7 protein-coding genes are annotated in these 7,382 nt (G+C 71.3%); 6 read left to right on the top strand and 1 reads right to left on the bottom strand.

Annotation, left to right across the window (positions count from 1 at the left end; translation table 11 throughout):
- The first annotated feature begins 391 nt into the window (after window positions 1-391).
- Window positions 392-1,549 carry an SPFH domain-containing protein gene (locus tag MXD61_RS08700; protein WP_248812329.1) on the top strand — a complete coding sequence of 386 codons (1,158 nt, stop codon included), beginning with the start codon at window positions 392-394 and terminating at the stop codon, window positions 1,547-1,549.
- Between the two features lie 5 nt (window positions 1,550-1,554).
- Complete coding sequence (locus MXD61_RS08695) at window positions 1,555-2,640, top strand: hypothetical protein (RefSeq protein WP_248812328.1); 1,086 nt, start codon at window positions 1,555-1,557, stop codon at window positions 2,638-2,640.
- A gap of 22 nt (window positions 2,641-2,662) precedes the next feature.
- Here MXD61_RS08695 and MXD61_RS08690 read toward each other — a convergent pair whose 3' ends face one another.
- Window positions 2,663-3,754: an epoxide hydrolase family protein gene (locus tag MXD61_RS08690; RefSeq protein WP_248812327.1), complete on the bottom strand. Its 1,092-nt coding sequence runs from the start codon at window positions 3,752-3,754 to the stop codon at window positions 2,663-2,665.
- Between the two features lie 86 nt (window positions 3,755-3,840).
- Here MXD61_RS08690 and MXD61_RS08685 point away from each other — a divergent pair, with 86 nt between their 5' ends.
- The 4 genes from MXD61_RS08685 (at window position 3,841) to MXD61_RS08670 (ending at window position 7,375) form a co-directional block, all read left to right on the top strand.
- On the top strand, window positions 3,841-4,317 hold the full coding sequence (locus MXD61_RS08685) for a MarR family winged helix-turn-helix transcriptional regulator (protein ID WP_248812326.1): 477 nt from the start codon (window positions 3,841-3,843) through the stop codon (window positions 4,315-4,317).
- A gap of 116 nt (window positions 4,318-4,433) precedes the next feature.
- Window positions 4,434-4,814 carry a hypothetical protein gene (locus MXD61_RS08680; protein WP_248812325.1) on the top strand — a complete coding sequence of 127 codons (381 nt, stop codon included), beginning with the start codon at window positions 4,434-4,436 and terminating at the stop codon, window positions 4,812-4,814.
- Between the two features lie 72 nt (window positions 4,815-4,886).
- Window positions 4,887-6,284, top strand: coding sequence for a DUF418 domain-containing protein (locus MXD61_RS08675; protein ID WP_248812324.1), 1,398 nt, complete (start codon window positions 4,887-4,889; stop codon window positions 6,282-6,284).
- Entirely contained in the window at window positions 6,281-7,375 is a 1,095-nt protein-coding gene (locus MXD61_RS08670) for a sensor histidine kinase (protein ID WP_248812323.1), read from the top strand. Before MXD61_RS08675 ends, MXD61_RS08670 begins: the two co-directional genes overlap by 4 nt.
- Window positions 7,376-7,382 lie beyond the last annotated feature (7 nt).

Genomic DNA, 7,382 nt, shown 5'->3' with positions numbered 1-7,382 from the left:
CCACCCGACTTCCCACACCTGACAGAATACACGATTCCCCGGTCATTCTGGCAGCCGAGTTGACGCGCTGACCCCGCACTGAAGGACGGGGCCCGCGCGCTACGTTTCCCGGTCACCGGCCCGCGCCGTGGCAGCGCAGGACCCGGTCCCGGGCCGTGACTGACCGAGCCCGGCCGCCGTCGGGCCCGGCGGGCCACCCTCGACCCGATCGAGGCGCTCCCGCGACGGTCGTACCGTCGTCGTAGGCTCCGTCCTGGTTGGAAACGGCAGCCTGGCTGGACGGTGGCCTGGCTGGACGGTGGCCTGGACGGACGGTGGCCTGGACGGCGCCGGCCGATGCGGCCGACGGATCACGGGTGTCCGGTGGGGTGACGGGGAGGCGACGGTACGGGTGGGGATCTTCGACCGAATCCGCGGCGAGTTCATCGACATCATCGAGTGGACCGATGACAGCCGCGACACGATCGTCTGGCGCTTCCCGCGCTACGAGAACGAGATCAAGATGGGCGCCAAGCTCACCGTGCGGGAGTCCCAGGCGGCGGTGTTCGTCAACGAGGGCCAGGTCGCCGACTCCTTCACCCCCGGCATGTACACCCTCAAGACCCAGAACATGCCGATCCTGTCCACCCTCAAGGGCTGGAAGTACGGCTTCGACTCGCCGTTCAAGGCCGAGGTGTACTTCGTCAGCACCCGGCAGTTCACCGAGCTGAAGTGGGGCACGCAGAACCCGGTCATCGTCCGGGACCGTGAGTTCGGGATGGTCCGGCTGCGCGCGTTCGGCGCGTTCGCGATGCGGGTGGTCGACCCGCCCGCGCTGTTGCGCGAACTCGCCGGCACCGACCCGCAGTTCCGCACCGAGGAGGTCGCCGAGTACCTGCGCCAGCTCATCGTCGGCCGGCTCGGGACGGCGCTGGCGACAGCGGGCGTGCCGATGCTCGACCTCGCCACCCAGCAGGGCACGATCGGGGACGCGCTGGCCGCGGCGCTGACCAAGGAGCTGGCCCCGGTGGGCCTGGCGATCCCGACGTTCGTCATCGAGAACATCTCGCTGCCGCCCGAGGTCGAGGCGGCGATCGACCGGCGCAGCCAGATGGGCATCGTCGGCAACCTCGACCAGTACACCCAGTTCCAGACCGCGCAGGCCATCGAGGCCGCCGCCCGCAACCAGGGCGGGGCCGGCGAGGGCCTCGGCATCGGCCTCGGGATGGCACTGGGCCAGCGCGCCGCGGGGGCGACCGGCGGTGCCGGTCCCGTCGGCGGGCAGCCACCGGCCGCACCCCAGCCGCAGGGGCAGCCACCCGCTCCCCCTGCCGGGCCGCCCGGGCCACCACCGCTGCCGACCGCCGAGCAGTGGTTCGTCGGTGTGAACGGCCAGCAGCTCGGCCCGTTCGACCGCGCCCAGCTCGCTGCCCGGGTCGCCGACGGCGAGGTCCGGCCCGACACCCTGGTGTGGAAGGCCGGCATGGCGCAGTGGGCACCGGCGGGCCAAGTCGCCGAGGTAGCGCCGCTGCTGGCCAACGTCCCACCGCCGCTGCCCCCACGGAGCTGACCGCGATGATCCCGGTCGCGGCGACGACCTATCCGTGCGGAGGCTGTGGTGCGCGCCTCGAGTTCGCGCCGGGTGAGTCCAGCCTGCGCTGCCCGTACTGCGGCTTTCGGCAGGAGATCGCCGCGCCGACCCGGCAGATCCGCGAGATCGCGTACACCGACCTGGCGACACTGCCCCGCAAGCCGGTCGGCAGCATCGGCGCCTACGTGTTCGTCTGCCAGCGTTGCGCGGCCCGCACCGAGACGAACGAGACGGCGAGCGTCTGCCAGTTCTGCGGCGCGCCACTGGTGATCGACCCGGCGGCCTCCGGGCAGATCGTGCCCGAGGGCGTGCTGCCGTTCGCCCTCGACCGGGCCGCCGTGCGCACCGCGGTGCGCGGTTGGACGTCGTCGCGGTGGTTCGCGCCCTCGGCGCTGAAGAAGGTCACCGAGGCCGAGTCGATGAAGAGCACCTATCTGCCGCACTGGACGTACGACGCGCGGACGCGGTCGCAGTACACCGGCCAGCGCGGTGTGCATTACTACGTCACCGAGACCTACACCGACGGCGACGGCAACCGACAGACCCGGCAGGTACAGCGCACCCGCTGGACGCCCGCCCACGGAGCGGTCGCCCGCGACTTCGACGACGTACTCGTCCCCGGTAGCACCGTCCTGCCCGGCAAGCAGCTCGACGATCTCGCGCCGTGGCCGCTACCCGAATCCGTGCCCTATCAGCCGGAGTTCCTGGCCGGGCATTTCGCGCTGCGTTACGACGTCGAGCCGGAAGCCGGATTCACCGAGGCGCGCGACCGGATGAAACCCGTGATCACCGAGGACTGCCGCCGGGACATCGGCGGTGACGAACAGCAGGTCACCTCGGTCGACACCCGCCACCACGACGTCACCTTCAAACTGATGCTGCTCCCGGTGTGGATCGCCACCTACCTGCATGCCGGACGGACCTGGCAGGTGATGGTCAACGGTCGCACCGGTGAGGTGCACGGTGAACGGCCCTGGAGCCGGGTGAAAATCGCCCTCGCGGTGCTCGCCGCGCTCCTCGTCATCGCCGTCATCGTCTCCGTCGTGGCGGTGAGTCGCCATCGGGCGTGATCCGAACGAGCGGAGCCGGGCGTCAGGTGTCGAGCGAGAAGAAGGCTCGGATGTCGGCGACGAGCAGGTCGGGGACCTCGAGGCCGGGAAAGTGACCGCCGCGGTCGGCCTCCGTCCAGCCGGCGATCGGCAGCCGTCGTTCGGCGTAGGCCCGAACGGGACGGGTGATGTCCTCGGGTAGCACGAACACGCCGACCGGCTGGACCGTACGCCACGACGCCGGGCCGCCGGACTCCCGGTGCAGGCGGGCGGCGGTCCCGGCGGTGCCGGTCAGCCAGTACAGCATGACGTTGGTGAGGACCCGGTCGGGGCTGATCGGGAAGTCGGCGGCGGCCCACATCGTCATCGGGTCGAGCAGCCAGGCGAGCAGGCCGACCGGCGAGTCGGCGAGCGCGTAGGCGGGGGTCTGCGGCCGGGTGGCGTTGAACGACCGGACGGCCGGCTGCTGGCGCTGGTAGGACGTGAGCTGGGCGAGGCGCTCCTGGTCGCCCGCCGACAGCGTGCTGGGCTCGGGGTCGCCGGGCAGTGGTGGGGTCGGCAGATAGGTCAGGTGGATCGCGACGACATGTTCGGCGTCGTGCTGCGACAGGGCCCGGGACACCGCCGCCCCCCAGTCTCCGCCGTGCGCGCCATAGCGGTCATAGCGCAGTCGGCGCATCAGTTCGGCGAAGGCGTGGGCCACCCGGTCGACGTTCCAGCCACGCTCACGGGTGGCGCCGGAGAAGCCCCAGCCCGGCAGGGATGGGATGACCAGGTGGAAGTCTGTGGACAGCGGCTCGATCACGTCGAGGAACTCCACGATCGACCCCGGCCAGCCATGGGTGAGCAGCAGCGGCAGCGCGTCCGGTCGTGGGCTGCGCACGTGCAGGAAGTGGATGCGCTGGCCGTCGATCTCGGTGACGAACTGGGGATGGCCGTTCAGTTCGGCCTCGGCCGTCCGCCAGTCGTAGTGGTGGCGCCAGTACTCGGCGAGGGGCCGCACGCGGGCCTGTGGCAGGCCGAACGCGTCGCCGCCGCCGGGGAGTTCGTGCGGCCAGCGGGTGCGGTCGAGCCGGGCCCGCAGGTCGTCGAGGTCAGCCTGCGGCACGGCGATCCGGAACGGTTCGATGGTCATTCGTTTGCCTCCCTAACGTTAGTAGGGCAAACGGTAAAACGTTGGGGCCACCAACGCAAGCCTCCCGTCGGCCTAGACTGCGGGGCATGCCGGAGCGCGACCGTCACCCGCGGACCGTCGACCCGGCGGCCGTGCCGGCCCGCCTGCGTTCCCTGGCCAGCCGACTCCTCGGCCGCGGCGCACTGCACGCCGATCGGATCTCGAACGCCCGCCTGGACACCGCCGGGGCGACCCGGTGGCAGTACTCCGTGCTGGTGACGTTGCGCGACACCGGACCGGCCAGCCAGGCGGCTCTCAGCGACCGCACCGGGATTCACCGCAGCGACATGGTCGCCGTCCTCGGCACGCTGGCCCAGGCCGGGCAGGTGCGGCGCCTCCCCGACCCCGCCGACCGACGGCGCAACATCGTCACCCTGACCCCGACCGGCCGATCCCGACTGGACCTGCTGGACCGCCTGGTCGACGAGGCCCAGGACGAACTGCTCGCCCCGCTCAGCCCGGCGGAACGCCTCGATCTCGTCCGCCTCCTGCAACGCCTGGACAATCACCACACGACCCGCTGACGTGCGACAAAACTGTCCGCGGCGAATCCCCGCGCCGGCCGAACACCGTGATAGATCAGCAGGGTACGAAAAGCGCTCCGGCGCGCGACGGAGATGAACCAGCTCGGGGGATGCACATGAGAATCAAAGCTCTTTTCAGCAGCTTTTTTGTCGCTTTTGCCGTCCTGGCCGGCACCTTGCTGGTGCCCGCGGGCACCGCGAACGCCGCCACGACACTTTCCTGTCGGGCCCTCGCCCTGGTCCCGAATCCGACCATGAACCAGACCGAGCCCGTTCTCATCGAAACCGCGTCGTCGGCCCGAGTGACCGGTCTCGCGCACTACCGGACGACCACCACCCGGAAATCCGGAACGGCCGACACCCTCGGCCGCGCGGTCCTTCGTTGGCGCATCAGCCATGCCACACCGGGATACCGGGTCCTGATCACGATCACGGTGAGCAGCGGTTCCCAGCGCGCTACCTGCACCACCTCGTTCACCCCGGCCAGCCGGGGGTAGGGCCAGGCCTACCGGGTAAGAGGCGGTCCAGGCCCCTCGTGGCGACGCCCGGGGACGGCGACCGTGGGGTACATGCCACAGACACGTACCCCCGACCCGTCCCCGACCGCACCGAGGGTGGCGCGCGCCGAACGGGCGCTGGCTCCTGATCTGACCCGTGGCGCGATGCTGCTGTTCATCGCCCTGGCGAATGCAGGGAACTGCGCCTTCGCCGGTGAGCCCGGCCTCGATCCGCGGCCACATGGACCGGGGCGCGTCCTGAACTTCCTGCTGACAATGCTGGTGAACAACCGGGCCTACCCGGTGTTCGGGCTGATGTTCGGCTACGGGCTGGTGCAGCTGGCCCGTAGCCGGTCGGCGTCCACCGGATATCCGACCACCAGTGCCGGTGGATTCACGGCGGTGGCAGGTGGGGGGCTCACATCGGCGCGCCGACGCATACTGCTGCAACGCAACACGGCGCTGGTAGTGCTTGGATTCGCCCACGGAACGCTGCTCTACTTCGGCGACTTCCTCGGCGCGTACGGCATTGTCGGGATCATCGCGACCCTGGTGATCCTGCCCCGCGGCGACCGGTTCCACCGGATCGTGCTGTGGCTCTGGCTGCTGCAGACCGTTGACGCACTGATCTTCTCGGTCCGAATGCTCTGGCTGTGGGCGGGCGACGACTCCACCACCGTCGGCACCATCACGAACAGAACCGACCCGTCGCTGGCCGCGCACTCCTATGGTCGGTCTCTGCTCGACCGGCTACAGGAATGGCCCGTGCACACCGCCACGGTCCTGCCGTTCATCATCATCGTCTGGCTGGGAATCTGGGCGGCCCGGCGCCGGCTGCTCGAGGAGCCGGCCGCGCACCGCACCCTGCTACGTCGGGTCGCCTTCAGCGGGCTGGCCGTCTCGCTGCTCGGCGGGCTGCCCTACGCATTGGTCTCCGCCGGCGCCCTGCACGTCAACACCGCTACCGTGGACGCCATGTCGTGGGTGCACGCGATCACCGGCGAATACGGGGGCGTGGCCTACGCCGCCCTGTTCGGCCTGCTCGTCGCCCGTCTCACCGCGACCCCGAACCACCGCCCATCCCAGCCCGGAAACGCCGCCGCGGCCGCCGGCACCATCCGCGGCACCAGCACCAGCACCAGCACCAGCACCAGCGGCGTCGGCGTCGGCGTCGGCGTCGGTGACAGCGTGATCGGTGCGGTGGCGGCGCTGGGGCGTCGATCGCTGTCGGGTTATCTGTTCCAGTCCTGCGTCTGGCTCATGCTGTTCTCCCGCTGGGCGCTTGACCTGGGCGGTTCCACCTACGTCGCGTTGTCGTGCGCGCTCGTCACCTGGACGGTGTCCGTCCTGGCCGCCCGCCGGATGGACGCCCGCGGCAGGCGAGGCCCGGCCGAGACGCTGCTGCGGCGCGCCTACCACCGTCCGCCGGCCACCCTCGACGCACCGGCGGTCCCGAGCGTGGCCCGATGAGTCCGTCCGACTGGACGAACCGGCTGGCCCGGCTGGGCCGGTGGGTTCAGGCGCCAGCGCCCGGTCAGACCGGCCGGTGGGGTCACCGCTGGAATCGGGACGTGGTCGCCGGCCAGGCCGCCCTCGCGGTGCTGATCGGCGTGATCACCACGGTGGCCTGGGCGCTCGGCGGCGGCGGCGCGTTCTGGCCGCGCTGGGTGTGGTTCGGTCTCGCGGCCGTGCTGAGCGCCGAGTACCTGGGGCTACGGGTGCTCGCCGTGCCGGGCGGGCCGCGACGGTGGCTGGCGCTGACCCGCGCGACGGTCGTCCTGGTCGCGGCGATCGAGGTGGCCGCCTGGCTGCTGTCCGGCGGCGGGATCTTCTGGCCCGCGTACAGCCTCACCGGTTGGCTGATCGTGCTCGGCGTGCTCACCGTGGTCCTGCGGCGGCGGGCGTCCGGACGGGAGAAGCAGCTCACCGAACGGGTCGCGACCCTCGCCCACACCCGGCAGGTCGCCCTGGACGGCCAGGCCGCCGAGCTCAAACGGGTGGAACGCGACCTGCACGACGGGGCGCAGGCCCGGATGGTCTCCCTCGCCCTCACCCTGGGCCTGGCCGAGGATCTCCTCGCCCACGATCCGCGGGCGGCCGCGCGGCTGCTCGGTGAGGCCCGTACCACGGCGGTCGGCGCGCTCGACGACCTGCGTTCGGTGATGCACAGCATCCATCCGGCGGTACTCAGCGACCGTGGGCTGGTCGGCGCGGTGCGGGCCCTCGCCCTGGACCTGGCGCTGCCGGTGACCGTCACCGGTGAGTTCCCGCCGGATCTGGCGGCGCCGGTGGAGTCCGCGCTGTACTTCGCGGTCGCCGAGTGCCTGACCAACGCCGTCCGACACGCCGGGGCCAGCGCCATCGAGGTCACCTTCCAGCCTGACCCGCGCATCGTCGTAGCTGACGACGGGACGGGCGGCGCCGATCCCACCCGCGGATCGGGCCTGCCGGGCATCATCGGACGCCTGGCGACGGTGGATGCCCGCCTGGACATCTCAAGCCCGCCAGGAGGTCCCACCCTCATGACGATCACGCTGCCCACCGACCCGCAGAGGGGATGACCAGCCA

It is taken from the genome of Frankia sp. AgPm24 (genome assembly GCF_023243055.1).
GTDB lineage: Bacteria > Actinomycetota > Actinomycetes > Frankiales > Frankiaceae > Frankia > Frankia umida.
Note: the sequence above shows the minus strand (reverse complement) of the source record. Positions and strands in the feature narration are given on the sequence as shown.

Coding starts and splice junctions, on each gene's coding strand:
- MXD61_RS08695 (WP_248812328.1), top strand. CDS start 1,555: ATGATCCCGGTCGCGGCGACGACCTATCCGTGCGGAGGCTGTGGTGCG.
- MXD61_RS08690 (WP_248812327.1), bottom strand. CDS start 3,754: ATGACCATCGAACCGTTCCGGATCGCCGTGCCGCAGGCTGACCTCGAC.
- MXD61_RS08685 (WP_248812326.1), top strand. CDS start 3,841: ATGCCGGAGCGCGACCGTCACCCGCGGACCGTCGACCCGGCGGCCGTG.
- MXD61_RS08680 (WP_248812325.1), top strand. CDS start 4,434: ATGAGAATCAAAGCTCTTTTCAGCAGCTTTTTTGTCGCTTTTGCCGTC.
- MXD61_RS08675 (WP_248812324.1), top strand. CDS start 4,887: ATGCCACAGACACGTACCCCCGACCCGTCCCCGACCGCACCGAGGGTG.
- MXD61_RS08670 (WP_248812323.1), top strand. CDS start 6,281: ATGAGTCCGTCCGACTGGACGAACCGGCTGGCCCGGCTGGGCCGGTGG.